The organism is Streptomyces ziwulingensis (genome assembly GCF_039542605.1).
GTDB lineage: Bacteria > Actinomycetota > Actinomycetes > Streptomycetales > Streptomycetaceae > Streptomyces > Streptomyces ziwulingensis.
The window spans coordinates 61,602-79,673 of sequence record NZ_BAABIG010000052.1; the positions used below are offsets into that span (position 1 = coordinate 61,602).

Consider the following 18,072-nt stretch of genomic DNA (forward strand, 5'->3'; position numbering starts at 1 on the left):
TCCTCGGGCCACTTGCTCTGAAACGTTTTGACCGAAGCATTGTCGCCACGCATCCCAGCCTCTACATTGATGTCGCCCAGGAGGAGATCGATCTACGCCTGGCTGGTTTCCGGCATTCCGGGGCCAACGGACGGTGCCGTCCTTCTTGTCGGGAGGTCCTCGATGAGGTCGCGAACAGCCCCGGGCTTCCGCTGCTCCGAGCCGGCCGGCCGCTGGCGCCGCCCCCGGCAACACACCCTGTTCCGACGTCGAGCCGGACTGCGGCTCGTACCCGCGAGACCCGCACCGGTGCGGCACTCCCACCCCCGGTCCTGATCGAGCGCGTCAAGCGCCTGGACAACCCCACGGCCGGCCGGTGCGCCGAGCCTCAGTGCTCGATCGGAGCACGATCGCGGCGGACGACCGCGATTGAAACGTTACAAACATTCGGAGGACGCAGTGCCCGCAAGAGAAACCCCGACGACGAGCCGCGTCGTCGCCGGTCGAGGAGCCGCCGTGCTCGCCGCAGCGCTGGTGCTCACCGCACTGCCGATGAGCACCGACGCCGCGCCCTCCGACGCCGAGCCCTGTTCGGCGGTGCCGTGGAGGGACACCCGCAAGTCCGCCGACGCACGGGCCAAGGCGCTGCTCGCGGCCGGCACCCAGCACCAGAAGTACCGCTGGCTGGTGGAACAGCCCGCCAACGCCCCCGGCCGGACGGACTTCGACGGCATCACGTATCCGGTCCAGGTGCCCTGCACTCCCGACGTCACCTACACCGACGGCCCCGAGGGGGTCCGGAACGTCACCGGTGTCACCGCGTTCCCGGCGCAGATATCCCTGGCCTCGGGGTTCAACGAGAACACCGCCTACGCCAAGGGCAGGGCGCAGGCGCGGGAAGCCTTCGACAAGGGCACCAACGTCATCCTCGGCCCCGGCATGAGCGGGGGCCGCACCCCGCTGGCCGGCCGGACCCCGGAGTACTTCGGAGAGGACCCCGTCGTCAACGGGGTCCTGGCCGGGGCCATGGCCCGCGGCATCGAGAGCGACAAGGACAAGCCGGTCCTCGCCGACCTGAAGCACTACGTCGCCAACGAGCAGGAGACGGACCGGCAGACGAGTTCGTCCAACGTGGACGAGCGCACCCTGAAGCAGATCTACGAACTTCCGTACGGCATCGCCCTGAAGGAGGGCGAGCCGGAGAGCGTCATGTGTTCCTACAACCAGGTCAACGGCGTCTACGCCTGTGAGAACCCGCTGCTGAAGAACAGCCTCAAGGGCGAGCTGGGCCTGGACGGCTATGTGATGTCGGACTTCGGGTCGGTCCACTCCACGGCGGCCTCCCTCAAGGCGGGGCTCGACCAGGAACTGAACCGGCCGATCCACTACACCCCCGCCAAGCTGGACGCCGCGCTCGCCGCCGGTGAGATCGCGCAGGCGGACATCGAGCAGGCCGCGTTCCGCGTGGTCCGTTCCTACATCCGCGGCGGCCTCTTCGACCGGCCGCTGCCGTCGACGCCCGTCGAGGACGTGTCGACCCCGGCGAACAAGGCACTGGCCCGGAGGATCGCCGAGGAAGGGTCGGTGCTGCTGAAGAACACCGGCACACTGCCGCTCCAGCCCCGCCGGAAGCAGACCATCGCCGTGATCGGCTCGGTCGCCTCCAACGCGCCGGACTCCGGTCTCAGCGCCAAGTCGCTGTGCAGCCTGCCCTGGCGCTCCGGCGGCAACACGATGGCCTGCGAGGACATCGTGGCGCCCCTGGACTCCCTGCGCGAACGCGCCAAGAAGGCGGGCGCCGAGGTCGTCCACGACGACGGCAGCGACCCGCGGCACGCCGCCGAGGTCGCGGCCGGCGCGGACGTCGCGATCGTCTTCGGCCACAAGCAGGTCGGTGAGTTCGCCGACCCCCAGGACCTCAGCCTGGACGCCGGAGGCGACGCGCTGATCGCCGCGGTCGCCGAGGCGAACCGCTCCACCGTCGCCGTCCTGGAGACCGGAACGGCCACCACCATGCCCTGGCTGTCGAAGGTCGACTCGGTGCTGGAGACCTGGTACCCCGGCGAGCAGGCCGGGCCCGCGATCACCGCGCTGCTCTTCGGTGACACCAACCCCTCCGGCAAGCTCCCCATGACCTTCCCCGTCTCCGAGGAACAGCAGCCGGCCGGCACACCCGAGCAGTTCCCCGGCGTGCAGGCCGAGGGGGAGACGATCCGGCAGGTCGAGTACAGCGAGGGCCTGGAGGTCGGCTACCGCTGGTACCAGGCGAACGGCGAGAAGCCGCTCTTCGAGTACGGCCACGGCCTGTCCTACACCGACTTCTCCCTGTCCAAGCTGAAGGTGTCGGCGGCAGCGGACGCCAAGCGCGGGGTCACCGTACGGTTCAAGGTCACCAACACCGGCAGCCGAGCCGGTACGGAGGTGCCCCAGCTCTACCTGGAGCTGCCGGCCCGCGCCGGGGAGCCGGCACCCCGGCTGGCCGCGTGGGAGCGGGTCTCGCTCGGGGCGGGCGAGAGCAGGACCGTCACGCTGCGGCTGAGCGCCCAGGAGATCGCCGACCGGCACCTCCTCGACATCTGGGACACCGAGAAGGACGCCTGGCGCACCCCGTCCGGCGGTTTCGAGGCGCACCTGGGCACGTCCTCGGACACCTCGCTGTCCGCGAAGTTCACGGTGGGCCGCCGCTGACCACCGCCGTGGGTGCCTTCCCCGGCCGGTGACGGCGTGGAAGGCACCCACGGCGGCGGCCTCGCCTCGCAGGCGGCCGACCAGCCGTCGCACCCAGCCACGATGCAACCCCTGGCCCGGTCACGCACCAGCGGGGCGGGCCGCACTCCACGAGCCGAAGGAAACCCACTGTGGACGAACAGGGAAGAGAAACAGCCCCCCGCGACCGCGGCCCCGCCGCACCGGCCGAGCCCGGGGCCGCCCCGGGCCCCCGCCGCCGTACCGTCCTGGCCACCACGCTCGGCGCCGTGCCCGTGGCCGCCGCCCTCGGGGGCGTGCCGAGTGCGGCGAGCGCCGCCGCGTCCACCGGGCAGCGCGGCCGCGGCGGCGAACTGTCGGTGGGACGGCTGACCGTGGAACACCGCGTCGACCCGCTCGGCGTCGACGCGCGGCGCCCCCGCTTCGGCTGGCAGTCCCACTCCACCACCCGGGGACAGCGGCAGACCGCCTACCGGATTCGGGTCGCCACCTCCCGGGAACGCCTCAGCGCCGGCCGCGCCGACGTCTGGGACAGCGGCAGGGTCTCCTCCGCCCGGTCGGTCGCCGTTCCCTACGCCGGATCCCCGCTGCGGCCCTCCACCCCGTACGTGTGGCGGGTCGAGATCTGGGACAAGGACGGCCGCCGTGCGGCGGCCGGCCCGGTGGCCACCTTCGAGACCGGCCTGCTCAGTGAGGACGGCACCACCGGCTGGAACGGCGCCTCGTGGATCACCATGAAGGGAAAGAAGCCGAACACCGCCGGCGCCCCCCTGCTGCGCGCCGAGAAGACGTTGAGGCGCTCCGGCCGGGGCGTCACGCGCGCCCGGCTGTACGCCTCGGCGCTGGGCGTCTACGACGCCTACCTCAACGGCGAACGGGTCGGCGTGACGCAGGACGGCACCGCGACGACCGAACTCCTCGCGCCCGGCTGGACGAACTACGAGGCCACGGTCAACTACCTGACCTACGACGTGACCGACCTCGTGGCGGGCCGGCGCACCGTCACCCTGGGGGCCGTGCTCGGCAACGGCTGGTACAACGGGCGCATCAGCGCGGGCGGCTTCGGCGGCACCCTCAGCAAGTACTACTCCGAGACCGGCAACCCGCTCGCCTTCAAGGCCAAGTTGCTGGTCGAGTACGGCGACGGCGGCAGCGACGTCCTGGTCACCGCCCCCGGCCAGGGCTGGAAGGCGACCGACACCGGGCCCTGGCGCGCCGACGACATCTACGACGGCGAGACCTACGACGCCCGGGAGGAGATCACCGGCTGGGCGAGTGCCGGCCACGACACCGGCTCCTGGGCCGAGGTCGAGACCCACGGCTTCACCCGGCAGTTCCCCGCCTCCCGCCTGGTGGCCTACCCCGGCGACACCGCCCGGATCGTGCCCGGGTGGGACCGGCGTCCGCGCTCGGTCGCGGTCCACACCGGCGTGACCGGCGAGACGTCCAGCGGCAACGGCAAGGGACGCGTCGTCCTCGACAAGACCCGTACCGTCACCGACCCTGAGCGGGCCGCCAGGGCCAGGACGGTGCTGCGTCCCGGCGAGACGGCCGTGTTCGACTTCGGGCAGAACCAGGTCGGCGTACCGCGCTACACCCTCAAGGGACCGGCCGGCGCGGAAGTGGTCCTCCGGTTCGGGGAGATGCTCAACGACGACAGCGAGGGCGCCGACGGCCCCGAGGGCTCCGTCTACCTGGCCAACCTGCGCACCGCCAAGGCGACCAGCACCTACATCCTCAACGGCGACCGGCACGGCGAGACCCACCAGGACTCCCTCACCTTCTACGGCTACCGGTACGTGTCGGTGACCGTCACCTCCGCACCGGCCGGCGTGGAGATCAGCGGCCTGACCGCACGCGTGGCCACCTCGGCCCTGCGCGAGGCCGGCGACCTCACCACCGACAACGACAAGATCAACCAGTTGTTCAGCAACATCCGCTGGGGCCAGCGCGGCAACTACCTGTGGATACCGACCGACTGCCCCCAGCGCGACGAACGCCTCGGCTGGACCGGCGACACCCAGCTCTTCTGCGCCACCGGCCTGTACAACGCCGACGCGACCGCCTTCCTGGAGCAGTTCCAGGCGATCCTGCTGGACTCGCAGATCTCCTACGGCGTCGACGGCAAGCAGTTCACCGGAGTCGCCCCCGGCACCCGCTACCTGGCGCCGCTCCCGCAGAGCGGCTGGGCGGACGCCGGCGTCATCATCCCCTGGACACTGTGGCAGATGTCCGGCGACACCACCGTCATCGACCGCAGTTGGACGGCGATGACCGGATACCTCGACTGGATCCGCGAGAAGGGCGACGGCAGCTACGCCGGCCAGGGTTCCGTGTACGGCGACTGGCTGGCCTTCCAGCCCACCAGCGCCCAGCTCACCAGCGACGTCTACTTCGCCCACAGCACCCGCCTGATGGCAGACATGGCGCGCGCCACCGGCCGCACCGCCCCGGCCCAGGAGTACGACGCCCTCTTCCAGCGGATCAAGCGCGCCTACATCACCAAGTACCTCGGCACCGACGCCGACGGGCACCTGGTGCTGCGCTCCGGCCTCGGCCCGGTCGGCGGCTTCGAAGGAGGCGGCCCCGCGGAGGACAACACCCAGACCGCGCTGCTGTGGACGCTCAAGCTCGGCCTCTACGACACCACCGCCCAACGCCGGGCTCTGGTCGGTCTGCTGGCCGAGAACATCGAGAACAGCGACGCCTACAAGCGCGCACATCCTGACAGCACCCGCGTCGACCACGCGCCGTACACGCTGTCGGTCGGCTTCCTCGGCGTGAACGTCCTCGCCCCGGTCCTGACCGAGGAGGGCCGCCCCGACCTCGCCTACCGGCTGCTCCACCAGAACGCCACGCCCAGTTGGCTGTACTCCGTGGACAACGGCGCCACCACCGTCTGGGAGCGCTGGAACTCCTACTCCCGGGAGGACGGTTTCGGCGAGGTCAGCATGAACTCCTTCAACCACTACTCCTACGGTGCCATCGCCGAGTGGATGTACAGCACCATGGCCGGCATCGCCGCCGACCCGGACCACCCCGGCTTCAAACGGTTCCTCCTCCGGCCGGTGATCGACCCGACGGGGAAGATCACCCGGGTCAGCGGGACGCACGAATCCCCCTACGGGAAGATCACCAGCGAATGGTCGGTACGTGCGCAGACCCTCGTCTACCGGGCGCAGGTGCCGGCCAACACCACCGCCACGCTACGGCTGCCCGCGCGCGGCGCGAACGAGGTCCGGGAAGGACACCGGCCCCTGGCCGAGTCGCCCGGGGTGAAGCACCTGGGCTTCGCCGACGGGGTCGCCTCCTACCAGTTGCCCGCCGGCACCTACGAGATCACCAGCAGGCTGGGCTGAACACTTCCGTGGTGACCCGCGGACCGGGGCCCCGCACCGGCCCTGGTGTCCGCCCGAGCGCCGGTGGCACCTGGAGACATGTGCCTCCGGCGCGGCGCACCGACGCCTGCTGCCTTTCCGCGGGCGAGGCCGCCATGGCGGAGACCTTCACACGCCGCGGGCGCGGACGCGGAAGGCGGCGGGTGTCTCGCCGGCCCGTCTGCGGAAGAACTTGGTGAAGACCGTGGCGTCCGGGAAGCCGAGCCGGTCCCCGACGGCCGTGGCCGCCAGGTCGGAGTGGACGAGCAGCCGCTTGGCCTCCAGCAGCACCCGGTCGTCGATGAAGCGCTTGGCCCCGCAGCCGGCGGCGGCCTGGGTGGCGCGGGTAAGGGTGCGGGTGCTGTATCCCAGCTCTCTGGCGTAGTCCTCCACCCGGTGGGTGCGGGCGAAGTCCCGTTCCAGGGCCTGCTGGAAGCGGCGGAAGGCGTCGCCGGGTGCGGCGGCCCCGATCCGGGCGCCCGGTGCGTGGGCCAGGCGCAGGACGAGCGCGGCGAGCAGATGACGCACGACCTCGACATGCACCTCCAGAGGCAGCTCGGCCAGGTGCCGGTACTCGCTCTCCAGCAGTTCCAGCAGACGCAGGGTGTCGTCGCCGGCGAGGATCGGCGGCTGCCCCGGGGACGGCCGGTCCACCCGGGCGGTCTCCACCGTGGCCGGGCTGAGGAACCCCGGCTGGAAGAGGACGACCGTCCCGTCCGCCTCGTCCAGCGGCGAGCGGAAGTGAAGGACCTGACCGGGGCGCACCCACGCCCACCTGCCTCCGGTCAGCTCGTACTCGGCGAAGTCGACCGAGACGCGCAACGACCCCGACCGCACGGCGATCAGATGGTGGAAGGCCGGACGGATGGGGGAGTAGGCGTCCACCTCGTGGCCGCGGGCGCGGGCCGCCAGCCGGGGAAGACCGAGGACCTCCGCCCCCGGGGGTGTTCCGGCGGAGGTCCTGAACGGCACCTCGGTGATGGCAGCGTGTCGGTTTCTGTCCATGGTGTGTCTCCAGCGTACGCCTTCGAAGGTCTGCCACGGACCTACGGTTGTCGCAGGCAGAGCGGGACTGCGCGGGGCCACGGCCCCCGATGACCCCGGGCCGCGGCAATGGCCGGATGACGGAAAAGATCCGGCACCGGTACTGCCGCCGGACGGCCGCCGACAGGCACCGAGGGAGTTGGACAGTGCGACTGATCGTGGGAATGACCGGAGCGACGGGGGCCGTGTTCGGTGTCCGGCTCCTGGAGAACCTGGCCCGGCTCCCCGAGGTGGAGACACACCTGGTGCTGTCCCGGTGGGCACGGGCCACGGTCGAGCTGGAGACGGGCCTGTCCGCGGCCGAGGTCGGCGCCCTCGCGGACGTCGCGCACTCGCCCGAGGACCAGGGCGCCACGATCTCCTCCGGCTCGTTCAGGACGGACGGCATGGTCGTCGTGCCCTGCTCGATGAAGACGCTCGCCGGCATCAGAGCCGGTTACGCCGACGGCCTGGTGGGCCGCGCGGCGGACGTGGTGCTCAAGGAGCGCCGCAAGCTGGTGCTGGTGCCGCGGGAGACCCCGCTGAGCGAGATCCACCTGGAGAACATGCTCGATCTCGCCCGCAAGGGGGTGCGGATCGTGCCGCCCATGCCGGCCTTCTACAACCATCCGCGCTCGGTGGACGACATCGTCGATCACGTCACCGCCCGGATCCTGGACCAGTTCGACCTGCCCGCGCCCGCCGCCAGGCGCTGGGACGGCATGCGCGCCGCCCGGGACCTCCGCCCCGCCGTCTGACGGCCCGCTGCCTCCCACACCACCCGGACCCACCCCGAAAGGACCCCCATGGCCTACGACGACCTGCGCAGCTTCCTGGACACCCTCGACAAGGAGGGCCAACTGCTGCGCATCACCGAGGAGGTGGCGCCGGAGCCGGACATCGCCGCCGCCGCCAACGCCGCCCCGCGCCTGGGCGACGCCGCCCCCGCGCTCTACTTCGACAACGTCAAGGGCTTCACCGACGCGCGCATCGCCATGAACGTGCACGGTTCCTGGGCCAACCACGCGCTCGCCCTGAATCTGCCGAAGGAGACCGGCACCAAGGAGCAGGTGCAGGAGTTCATCCGCCGCTGGGAGAAGTTCCCGGTCGCCCCCGAGCTGCGGGACGACCCGCTGTGGGCGGAGAACACCATGGAGGGCGACGACGTCGACATCTTCCAGGTCCTGCCACTGATCCGCCTCAACGACGGCGACGGCGGCTTCTACCTCGACAAGGCCGCCGTGGTCTCCAAGGACCCCGAGGACCCCGAGCACAGCGGCAAGCAGAACGTCGGCGTCTACCGCATCGAGGTCAAGGGCAAGCGGAAGCTGGCCCTGCAGCCGGTGCCGATGCACGACATCGCCCAGCACCTGCGCAAGGCCGAGGAGGCCGGCGAGGACCTGCCGGTCGCCCTCACCCTCGGCAACGACCCGGTCATCTCCATCGTCGCCTCCACCCCGATGAAGTACGACGAGAACGAGTACGAGCTCGCCGGAGCCCTGCGCGGCGCCCCCGCCCCGATCGCCACCGCCCCGCTGACCGGCCTGCCCGTCCCATGGGGCTCGGAAGTCGTCATCGAGGGCGTGATCGAGGGACGCAAGCGGGAGATCGAGGGTCCCTTCGGCGAGTTCACCGGCCACTACTCCGGCGGCCGCAACATGACGGTCATCCGCGTCGACCGGATCTCGTACCGCACCGCCCCCATCTTCGAGCACCTGTACCTGGGCATGCCGTGGACCGAGATCGACTACCTGATGGCCGCCAACACCTGCGTGCCCCTGTACCAGCAGCTCAAGGCCGAGTTCCCCGAGGTGCAGGCGGTCAACGCCATGTACACCCACGGCCTGGTCGTCATCGTCTCCACGAAGAAGCGCTACGGCGGCTTCGCCAAGGCCGTCGGCATGCGGGTCCTGACCACCCCGCACGGCCTCGGCTACGCCGCCACGGTCATCGTGGTGGACGAGGACGTGGACCCCTTCAACCTGCCCCAGGTGATGTGGGCCCTGTCCACCAAGATGAACCCGGCAGGCGACCTCATCCAGATCCCCAACCTGCCCGTGCTGGAGCTGGCTCCGCAGGCCCAGTCGCCCGGCATCGTCGACAAGCTCATCATCGACGCCACCACACCGGTCGCGCCCGACCACCGCGGCAACTACGGGAACCAGGTCCGCGATCTGCCGGAGACGGGCGAGTGGCTCACCAGGCTGCAGAAGCTCGCCGCCCGCCGCTGACCTGCCGCAAGGCCCCTGCCCTTTCTCCCCTCATGTGAGGACGACCCGCCATGACCGACACCACCATCTGCCCCCGCTGCGCGTACGGCACCATCGACCACCTCTTCACCTCCCCCGTCCCCGGGGTCTGGGACGTCCTGCAGTGCCGCCGGTGCCTGTACTGCTGGCGCACCAGCGAACCGGCCCGCCGCACCAGCCGGGACGCCTACCCCGACACCTTCAGGATGACCGTCGAGGACATCCGTGACGCACCCGAGGTCCCCGCTGTCCCGCCCCTGCGGACCGCCGGCTGAAGGAGGGCGCGCAGCGGCTCGTCCAGGTGTGGGCGCGCGTCCGCCGGTCTCACGGAGGGGACACCCTCATCAAGTAAGGCACCTTACATTTTCATGTAGAATTGGAAGGTACCTTACGGCGAGAGAACAGGCGTCCCCTTCCCATGTCCACCCCTCCCACCACCACCGAGCCGCGTCAGGCGCACCCCCCTCACCATGTGGTGGATGCCGCGCTCCCGCAGCGAGGTGCCACCGGACTCAAAGGTGTCCTGCTCCCGGTCGTCATCGTGCTGGTCATCGGCTCCCTCTTCGTCAGCGTCTTCCTGGCGGCGTTCCACGCGCCCGAGCCCCATGACCTGCCGGTCGCGGTCGTCGGCACCGGCGCCCAGGCGGAACAGGTCGGCGACGGCCTGGAGCAGGCGCTGCCCGGCGGGTTCGAGGTCGAGCACTACACCGACGAGGACACGGCTCGGCAGGCGGTGCGGGACCGCGCGGTCTACGCCGCCTACCTGGCGGGCGACGGCTCGTCCTCGGAGCTGCTCTATGCCGGGGCCAACGGCCCGTCCGTGACGACCACCGTGTCCGGAGCCTTCTCAGGCGTCGCCCGGGCGAGCGGCGACCGCCTCAGCCTGCAGGACGTCGCTCCGGCCTCGGCCGGCGACAGCAGGGGCATGTCCGTGTTCTACGCGGGCTTCGGCATCGTTCTGGCGGGCTTCCTGTTCGGCATGATGACCTATCAGATGGCGCCGCGCCTGGAGTACCGCTGGCGGATGGCCAGTCTGGGCGCCTTCAGCGTGCTCGGCGGCAGCATCGTGGCGTTGATCACCGGCAGCCTCGGATTCGCGGCACTGCCCGGGTCCTTCCTCGGGCTCGCGGGAGTCATCGCCCTGATGGCGGCGGCCGTCGGCGGCACGACCATGGCGTTCATGCGGCTGTTCGGCAAGGCCGGCATGTCCCTGGCCTCCGTGATCCTGCTGACCTTCGGCAACGCGACGAGCGGCGGCACGCTGCCCACCGCCTACCTGCCGGACTGGCTGCACCCGCTCTCCTCCGTCCTTCCGGTGGGGGTCGGCGTGCGGGCCCTCCAGGGCCTGTCCCACTTCAACAACGACGGCCTGCTCGTCGGCGTCCTCGTCCTCGCGGCATGGGCCCTGGCCGCCGCCGCGGCGCTCTACTGGCGCGATTCCCACGCCCCGCGCCGCCGGGCCGCCGGCTGAGCCGCAGCTCAAGGGACCGGACGCAAGGCACCTGTTCCTAGACTGGAGGCGTGACGGACACCGTGTTTCCCACCATCGGATATCTCGCCTGGCAGTTCTCGCAGAACATCGCCGGACGGCTGGAGCGGGAGTTGCGTGCCCTGGACCTCACTCTGGCGCAGTACAACGCCTTGATCCACACCGTGCGCACCCCGGGACTCTCCTCGGCGGACATCGCGCGCCGCTCCGGCATCACCGCCCAGTCGATGGGAGCCGCCGTGAACCAGCTCATCGGCAGAGGGCTGCTGCGCCGTGAGCCGCATCCGACCAGCCGCCGCAGCATGTGCCTGTTCGTCACCGAGGAGGGGCACGCCGCGAGCGCCCGCGCCGATACGGTCGCCGGTCGCATCGAAACCGAGACGACCTCGCTCTTCTCCTCCGGGGACAACCGCACCCTGCACCGGCTGCTGTACCGCTTGGTCGAGGAACTGAACCCGGACTCCCTCGCCTCCGGCGCCCGTTCGGACGTCATGGCCCCGCGGGAGGACCGGAGCTGAGATCGAGCCACCGCTGCGTGAGCACAGGTGGCCGTATGACGCCCCGGGGCGCGTGGACGGTGACGGGACCGGGTGGGACCGGGATTCCAGGACGCCGACGGGACGACCGGCGCACAGGGCTCGCGCCCCGCTCAACCGGCGGTGAAGTGGTCGGTCAGCGCCTGGGCCACCACCCGCACGGCCGGGGAGGCGAAGCGGGTGCGGTGGCGGGCGAGTCGGACGGGTACGTCGTCCACGGCGGGACCGTTGACGGGCCGCAGCGTCCCAGCGGCGAGGGCGTGGTGGACGGCCGAGCGGGGCAGCACGCTGATGCCGAGGCCGGCGGCCACACAGTTGCGGACGGCCTCGCTGCTGCCCAGGCGCGTCAACAAGCGGTCGCCGGCGGCGGTCGCTCGCAGGTGCGCGGCGATCCGGTCGCTGTAGGAGCAGCCCTCCTCGTGCAGGTACACGTCCTCGGCGGCCAGTTCCCGCCAGGTCGCCGGGGTGTCACGGGTGGTGAGCGGGTGGCCGGGCGGGCCGACGAACTGCAGCGGCTCCCTGGCGAGGACCTCGGTGTGCGCGTCCGGGTGCTCGACGGTGTCCTCCAGGAGCAGGGCGAGGTCGGCACGGCCGCTGAGCAGCGCGTCGAGTGCGGCGCGGGTGCCCGCCGGCCGCAGGTGCACGCCGATGCCGGGGTGCGAGCCGCGCAAGGAGGCGATGACTTCCGGCAGGTGCAGCGAGCAGAGCGTGTCCCCCGCGGCGACGGCGACGACGCCGCCGGGCACGGCGTCGGCACGGGCGGCCGCCCGCAGCCGCTGCTCCGCGTCCTGCACCGCGTCAGCGGCGGGGAGCAGGCGCCGCCCGGCGTCTGTGAGGTGCGCGCCGCGCGGGACCCGGTCGAAAAGGCGGACGTCGAGCGTCCTCTCCAGGGTCTGGATCTGCGCGGTCACGGTCGACTGCGACAGGTGCAGCTCACCGGCCGCGGTCGTGAAGTTCCGGGTACGGGCGACGACCAGGAACGTCCGGATCAGTTGGGTCTCCACGGCCTCAGCCTACTGCCATCGGGGAATCCGATGGCAGGCATCGAGAATCATCGATTCCCTTCATGGCGCACCGCTGCCAGGGTGGAGACATGACCACAGACAACGTCCCCACCGAGGCCACAGACGACGTCCCCACCGAGGCCACAGGCAACGTCTCCGCCGGGACCGGGCGCCACTCCCCGGTCCCGGTCCCGGTCCTGCACTACACCGCGTTCACCACCGACCCGTCCGGCGGAAATCCCGCCGGTGTCGTCCTCGACGCAGCGGCGCTCGACGCCGATGCGATGCGGGCCGTCGCCGCCGAGGTGGGCTACTCCGAGACGGCGTTCGTGACCGCGTCCGATCTCGCCGCCCGCAGGTTCACCCTCCGCTTCTTCAGTCCGCTCGCGGAGGTCGACTTCTGCGGACACGCCACCGTCGCGACGGCGGTCGCCCTCGCCGAACGTATCGGCACCGGAACCGTCGTGTTCGCGACTCCGGCGGGCGAGATCGCCCTCGACACGGCCGCCTCGGCGTCCGGAGCGGTCGAAGCCACGCTGACCAGCGTGCCCACCCGGACCCGTCCGGCCACGGCCGAGGAACTCGACGCGACGCTGGCCGCGCTGCGCTGGCGGACCGAAGACCTCGACCCGGCGCTGCCGCCGCACGTCGGGTTCGGCGGCGTGCACCACCTGATCCTGGCGGCCGGCACCCGGGAACGGCTGGCCGGCCTCGACTACGACTTCGACGCGCTGGCCGCGGTGATGCGCCGCCACGGCTGGACCACCGTACATCTGGTGCACCGGCTCTCCCCGTCGCGGTACGCGGCCCGCGACCCGTTCCCCGTCGGCGGGGTGGTCGAGGACGCGGCGACCGGCGCCGCCGCGGCCGCGTTCGGCGGCTACCTGCGGGATCTCGGGCTCGCCCCCGCCGACGGCCGGGTCGTCGTCCACCAGGGCGAGGACATGGGACGCCCCAGTGTGCTCACCGTCACCGTGGACGCCGGTTCGCGGCGGGTCCGGGTGACCGGGCACGCGGTGCCGGTGCCGGCGTACGCCGTGCCGACCGCCGCGGTACGTCCGTGAACGGTCGGACCGCGGCAGACGCGGTGCGTCGCGGGCCGGTCCAGTGGGCCGCGGCCATCCGGAAGCCCCGCTCACCTCCGACCGGCGAAAAAGGGAGCAGGAGTCCGGGCTACGACTCGCTGTCCAATGTCGCGATCTTGCGGAGGATCTCCACGGCCCGCTGTCGTTCGTCGCCGGGAAGGGCGTCGAGGAGTCGCTCGTTGACGGCCTCGGCCGGGCCGATCAGGGAGTCGAGGAGGGCGGTTCCCTGAGCGGTGAGGTCGAGCAGGGTGCGCCTGCGGTCCTCCTCGTCGCGTACCTGGCTGACGTGGTGCTGGTCGGTCAGGCGGCGAACGATGTGGTTGACGGTGGAGCGGTCCAGAGAGGTGAGACGCGCGAGAGTGCGCTGGTCGATGCCGGGGTCCCGGCTGAGGGCGTTGAGGACGGCGAACTGCTGGGAGGTGATCTCCCTCGACACACGCTGGTACCACAGGGCGGTGTGCACTTGTTCCGCGCGCCGGATCAGGTGTCCGACGTAGTTGTGCAGTTCCAGTGCGCGCGCCACAGTGTTCCGTCCGTCTTCCGCCGAGGTGGTGCCGGCCGAGGGGACGGCCGGTGTGTGAGGGAGTCTACGAGGGCCCGGCCGCCTGGTGGTGCCGCCCACGTCGCAGCGCAGGTCCAGGGCGTCCGGGTCCGGGATGTCGTCGGCGGTCACGATCCAGGGCCCCGGCGGCGTGAACGTGTCGGACGACTTGCGGGTGGAGCGGTCCTCGCCGGAGCGGACGGTGATGTCCAGCACGCAGGTGTAGCCGAAAACGTAGCCCAGTGCCTCGTCGGCGCCGACGTGGGAGGCGGTGCGGCCGATGACGACGCCCAGTTCGCCTTCCTGGTCGGTCCGCTTGTCGGTGTAGGGCAGGCGGATGTCGTCGCCGGGACCGATGACGGACGAGTTGGCCTTGAGGAACACGCCGAGGTCGGCGACGGAGGTGGTGTACTCCATCTCGGCCTTGTGGTCGAGGTAGCCGACGACGGCGAGGTGCAGCGGGGTGCGGGTGACGGGCATCTGGCCTCCATGGGCCGGCACGGGAGGGCACGGTGAGGCGGGGCGGCCGGACGCGACTCCGCAATGATCCGTACAGAAATCATTGGTGTACAGATCATATCGTGAGGGTGTTTCCCCGCTGTCAATGGCATGGCGGTGACGAGGCTCCCCGGGTCCTCGCGGTCCGCATCGGCGGGCGAGTGGGTACGGGGTGTCCCGCGGGATGCCATCCACCCGCTGGAGGGACGGCATCCGGTACGCGCATCGTTCCACCGGCGTCCGACGGGACCGCCGGAAGGCATCATCGACGCAGGTCGTGCGTCCTCACCCGGCGCGCTCCCGCGGCCCGCACCGGTCGTGGTCGGCGGGGCTCACCTGACCGGTACCGCCATGGTCGACCGGCGCACGACAAGTTCCGGCTGAAGGGCGATGTGCGCGTGTTCGTGTGGACAGCCGCTGGCCGTGTCCTCGATGAGGAGGCGCCCCGCCTCCCGGCCCATGGCGACGGCGGGCCGCCGGACGGAGGTCAGCGGCACGACGGCGGACGCGGCGAACTCGATGTCGTCGTACCCCACCACGGCGATGTCGTCGGGCACCCTGAGTCCGGCCTCGTACAGTGCCTGCAGCACGCCCAGGGCCAAGCAGGTCGTTGGCGCAGAAGACGGCGGTGGGCCGCTGCCGAAGTCCGAGGACGCGGTACCCGGCGTCCTTGCCGGCGCCCACGGTGAGGGCGGCGCAGGGCAGCTCGCGCAGGGCCGCGGCCGGGAGACCGGCCTCGCCCATGGCGCCCAGTGCCCCGTGACGGCGGTCCTTGATGCCTACCCGGGGACGCGCCCGGCTGTCCCGCCCCGCCCTCCGTCCCGCGGGGCCGGAGGTGTGAAGGGCCGCGGCGGACGGTCGGTCCACGGCCTATCGGCTCCGGGGCGGCGCGGTGGTGCCGCGCACCACCAGGCGGGGGGTCATCGTGGTCTGCATGGCTCTGTCCCTTCGGCCCTCCACCCGTTCGACGAGCATGCGGGCGGCGGTGGAGCCCATGGTGTGGCCGGCCTGGTCGACGCTGGTGAGCTGGACGGGTGCCAGGGCGGCGAGGGCGGTGTTGTTGTAGCCGGCGAGCGAGAGGTCGTCGGGGATGCGCAGGCCCAGTTCGTGGGCGGCCCGGTAGATGCCCAGGGCGGCGACGTCGGCACCGGTCATGACGGCGGTGGGCGGGCGGTCGGCGGTCAGCAGGGTCATACCCGCCTTGAATCCGCCGTCGTCGGAGTAGGCGGCGTGGTGCACCTGGGCGTGCCCGGCCAGGCCGTGGCGCTCCATGGCCTTCACATAGCCGTCTCGCAGGACCGCTTCGGGCGTGCGCTTCCACCGGTTGGCCCTGGTGCCGGGCGCGGACACCAGCGCGATGTCGCGGTGGCCCAGGGCGACGAGATGGTCCACGACCAGGCCGGCCCCGGTGTCGTCGGCGTCGACGACCGTGTCATGGGTCTCGTCCGTGTCGTGGTGGCCGATGACCGCGGTAGGCGTCGTCGCGGCCGTGGCGAGCACTTCGGCCCGCGGGGTTCCCGGGGCGATGAGGATCAGCCCGTCCATCTGACGGTCGACCATGGAACGGATGGTCTTCGCCTGATCCTCCGGGTCGAAGCCGGCGGCACCGATCAGCACGGTGTACTCGGTCTGCCGGAGTTCGTCGCGGATGCCGTCGAGGATGTCGGCGAAGAAGGCGTTGCGCACGTTGTCGAGGAGTACGCCGATCGTGTAGGTCCGGCCGCGCATGCCCCGTGCCGCCGCGTGCGGGCGGTAGCCGAGTTCGGCGATGGCCGCCGTGACCTTCTCCCGCATGCCCTCGCTCACGCCGTAGGCGCTGCGCAGCACCTTGGACACGGCGGCGGTGGAGACGCCCGCGTGCCGGGCCACATCGGTGATGGTCACGCGTCTGTTCTGCTTGGCTGCGCCAGCCCGATCCATCGGCCTACCTCAAGTCCGCATCGCTGTGGGTATAACGGTCTACACGCTAACCCCCGGTGCCCGTCAAGTCCCTTGCGTGTCTCCGTCGCGTTACCGGGCCGTGTCTTGACGGAACCTGAGGCGAGGTGCAGGGTGTTGCCCACTCGACGCAGAGAACGTTTTACGTGACTCTCGTGTGTCGCCGGGCCCTGTTCAGCCCTTGGCGCTTTCTTGCACCTGGCCTTCCCGCTCCATGACCTTGGGAGTTTCCCGTGTCCCTGCGCATGCCCCGTGCCCGTCGTACACGACTGAGTCTGTTCGCCGCCGGAACGGCGTCACTGGCGCTGCTCGCCACCGCCTGCGGAGGCGGCGGCGGCTCCGGTGCCTCGGCGCCCGCGGACTTCAGCTATCTGAGCGTCACCGAGAACACCACCGTCAAGACGGCCCTGACCGCGATGGCCAAGGGCGAGTGCGAGGCGGCGAACGACGCTCTGCCGCTGAAGGTGGAGACCGTTCCGCAGGCGAGCCTGGACCAGAAGCTCCAGCTCCTGGCCGGGCAGGACGCCCTGCCGGTGCAGTTCGCGGCGGGCAACGCCCCGGCGCTCACCCAGCAGTTGGCCAAGTCCGGCAAGGTCGCCGACCTGGAGAAGGAGCTGACGTCCCTCGGCGTCCTCGACCAGTTGGAGCCGGCCGCCGTCTCCACGGTGAAGGCGCTGTACGGCGGCAAGCTGGAGGTGCTGCCGTACGAGTACAACATCGAGGGCATCTTCTACAACAAGAAGATCTTCCAGGAGAACGGGCTGAGGGCGCCCGGCACCTGGGACGAACTGGTCTCGGACGCCGCGACGCTGAAGGCGAAGGGCATCCAGCCGTTCTCCGCGTCCGGTCAGCAGGGCTGGCCGCTGACTCGTCTGATCAGCGGCTACCTCTACCGCAGCCTGGGCCCGGACGCGCTGCGGAAGGTCGCCGACGGCAAGGCGAAGCTGACCGACCCCGAGTACGTGAGGGCCGCCGAGGAGATCGCCGCCCTGGGCAAGAAGGGTTACTTCGGCAAGGGCGTCGGCTCCATCGACTACGACACCTCGATGAACCAGTTCCTGGCCGGCAAGGCCGCCATGTTCTACATGGGCAGTTGGGCACTGGCGAACATCGCCGACGACAAGCAGAACAAGGTCGGCGCGGAGAACGTCGGCTTCATGCCGTTCCCGGCCGTCGCGAACGGCAAGGGCTCGGCGGACCAGTACCCCTCCAACGTCGGCCTCGGCATCACCCTCGGCGCCAAGTCCTTCGACCGGAAGACCGGCGACTGGGTCTCCTGCATCGCGAAGAACTACGGCGCCACCGCGCTGAAGGACCACGGCTCGATCTCCGGCTTCAAGGTGAACGCCGAGGTGCGGGACGCCAACGAGGTCACCACCCAGGTCCGCGACACCATCAGCGCCTCGAAGCAGAACGTGCTGTGGTTCGAGGCCCTGTTCAGCACCAAGGCCACCACCGTCAGCCAGACCAACGCGGCCGGCCTGGTCGCCGGGAGCCTGAGCCCGGAGAAGTTCATGCAGACCGTCCAGGACGCGCTCGCCGCCCGGTGACCGGCCGGGGGCGGCCCGCCGGCTTCCCTGACGCCGGCCGTGCGCGCCGCCCCCCCGCCGCCCTCAGGCAGGTCTCTCCGGAAACGAAGTGGACACC

13 protein-coding genes and 1 pseudogene are annotated in these 18,072 nt (G+C 71.1%); 9 read left to right on the forward strand and 5 right to left on the reverse strand.

What is annotated here, in order from left to right:
• Positions 1-495 precede the first annotated feature (495 nt).
• Together ABEB00_RS23535 and ABEB00_RS23540 are read left to right on the forward strand one after the other, a co-directional pair.
• A complete protein-coding gene (locus ABEB00_RS23535) occupies positions 496-2,667 on the forward strand; it encodes a beta-glucosidase (RefSeq protein WP_345622081.1) in 2,172 nt (723 codons plus the stop codon).
• Positions 2,668-2,837: 170 nt separating this feature from the next.
• Positions 2,838-6,044 (forward strand): alpha-L-rhamnosidase, encoded by a 3,207-nt coding sequence (locus ABEB00_RS23540; protein ID WP_425586559.1) that lies wholly within the window; start codon positions 2,838-2,840, stop codon positions 6,042-6,044.
• Between the two features lie 147 nt (positions 6,045-6,191).
• On the opposite strand, the gene ABEB00_RS23545 is transcribed toward ABEB00_RS23540, so the two are convergent.
• A complete protein-coding gene (locus tag ABEB00_RS23545; protein WP_345622083.1) occupies positions 6,192-7,067 on the reverse strand; it encodes a helix-turn-helix transcriptional regulator in 876 nt (291 codons plus the stop codon).
• Positions 7,068-7,252: 185 nt separating this feature from the next.
• Here ABEB00_RS23545 and ABEB00_RS23550 point away from each other — a divergent pair, with 185 nt between their 5' ends.
• The 5 genes from ABEB00_RS23550 (at position 7,253) to ABEB00_RS23570 (ending at position 11,341) form a co-directional block, all read left to right on the forward strand.
• On the forward strand, positions 7,253-7,843 hold the full coding sequence (locus ABEB00_RS23550) for a non-oxidative hydroxyarylic acid decarboxylases subunit B (RefSeq protein ID WP_345622084.1): 591 nt from the start codon (positions 7,253-7,255) through the stop codon (positions 7,841-7,843).
• Positions 7,844-7,891: 48 nt separating this feature from the next.
• Positions 7,892-9,316 carry a non-oxidative hydroxyarylic acid decarboxylases subunit C gene (locus ABEB00_RS23555; RefSeq protein WP_345622085.1) on the forward strand — a complete coding sequence of 475 codons (1,425 nt, stop codon included), beginning with the start codon at positions 7,892-7,894 and terminating at the stop codon, positions 9,314-9,316.
• Between the two features lie 50 nt (positions 9,317-9,366).
• Positions 9,367-9,609, forward strand: a complete 243-nt coding sequence (locus ABEB00_RS23560; RefSeq protein WP_345622086.1) for a non-oxidative hydroxyarylic acid decarboxylases subunit D — start codon at positions 9,367-9,369, stop codon at positions 9,607-9,609.
• Positions 9,610-9,752: 143 nt separating this feature from the next.
• Entirely contained in the window at positions 9,753-10,805 is a 1,053-nt protein-coding gene (locus ABEB00_RS23565) for an ABC transporter permease (protein ID WP_345622087.1), read from the forward strand.
• Between the two features lie 50 nt (positions 10,806-10,855).
• Positions 10,856-11,341, forward strand: a complete 486-nt coding sequence (locus ABEB00_RS23570) for a MarR family winged helix-turn-helix transcriptional regulator (RefSeq protein ID WP_345622088.1) — start codon at positions 10,856-10,858, stop codon at positions 11,339-11,341.
• Between the two features lie 131 nt (positions 11,342-11,472).
• Here ABEB00_RS23570 and ABEB00_RS23575 read toward each other — a convergent pair whose 3' ends face one another.
• The gene (locus ABEB00_RS23575; protein WP_345622089.1) at positions 11,473-12,363 is read right to left on the reverse strand and encodes a LysR family transcriptional regulator; all 891 of its coding nucleotides are present in this window, start codon (positions 12,361-12,363) and stop codon (positions 11,473-11,475) included.
• Between the two features lie 89 nt (positions 12,364-12,452).
• Between ABEB00_RS23575 and ABEB00_RS23580 the strand changes: the two genes are divergently transcribed.
• On the forward strand, positions 12,453-13,427 hold the full coding sequence (locus tag ABEB00_RS23580) for a PhzF family phenazine biosynthesis isomerase (RefSeq protein ID WP_345622090.1): 975 nt from the start codon (positions 12,453-12,455) through the stop codon (positions 13,425-13,427).
• Between the two features lie 109 nt (positions 13,428-13,536).
• Here the strand turns inward: ABEB00_RS23580 and ABEB00_RS23585 are convergent, their stop codons facing one another.
• The 3 genes and pseudogenes from ABEB00_RS23585 to ABEB00_RS23595 form a co-directional block, all read right to left on the reverse strand.
• Complete coding sequence (locus ABEB00_RS23585) at positions 13,537-14,469, reverse strand: fumarylacetoacetate hydrolase family protein (RefSeq protein ID WP_345622091.1); 933 nt, start codon at positions 14,467-14,469, stop codon at positions 13,537-13,539.
• A gap of 350 nt (positions 14,470-14,819) precedes the next feature.
• Positions 14,820-15,354 (reverse strand): annotated as a pseudogene (locus tag ABEB00_RS23590) (substrate-binding domain-containing protein); the annotation flags it as partial.
• A gap of 3 nt (positions 15,355-15,357) precedes the next feature.
• Positions 15,358-16,371: a LacI family DNA-binding transcriptional regulator gene (locus tag ABEB00_RS23595; protein WP_345622092.1), complete on the reverse strand. Its 1,014-nt coding sequence runs from the start codon at positions 16,369-16,371 to the stop codon at positions 15,358-15,360.
• A 287-nt stretch (positions 16,372-16,658) separates the two neighbouring features.
• Here ABEB00_RS23595 and ABEB00_RS23600 point away from each other — a divergent pair, with 287 nt between their 5' ends.
• Positions 16,659-17,975 carry an ABC transporter substrate-binding protein gene (locus ABEB00_RS23600; protein ID WP_345622093.1) on the forward strand — a complete coding sequence of 439 codons (1,317 nt, stop codon included), beginning with the start codon at positions 16,659-16,661 and terminating at the stop codon, positions 17,973-17,975.
• Positions 17,976-18,072: the final 97 nt, after the last annotated feature.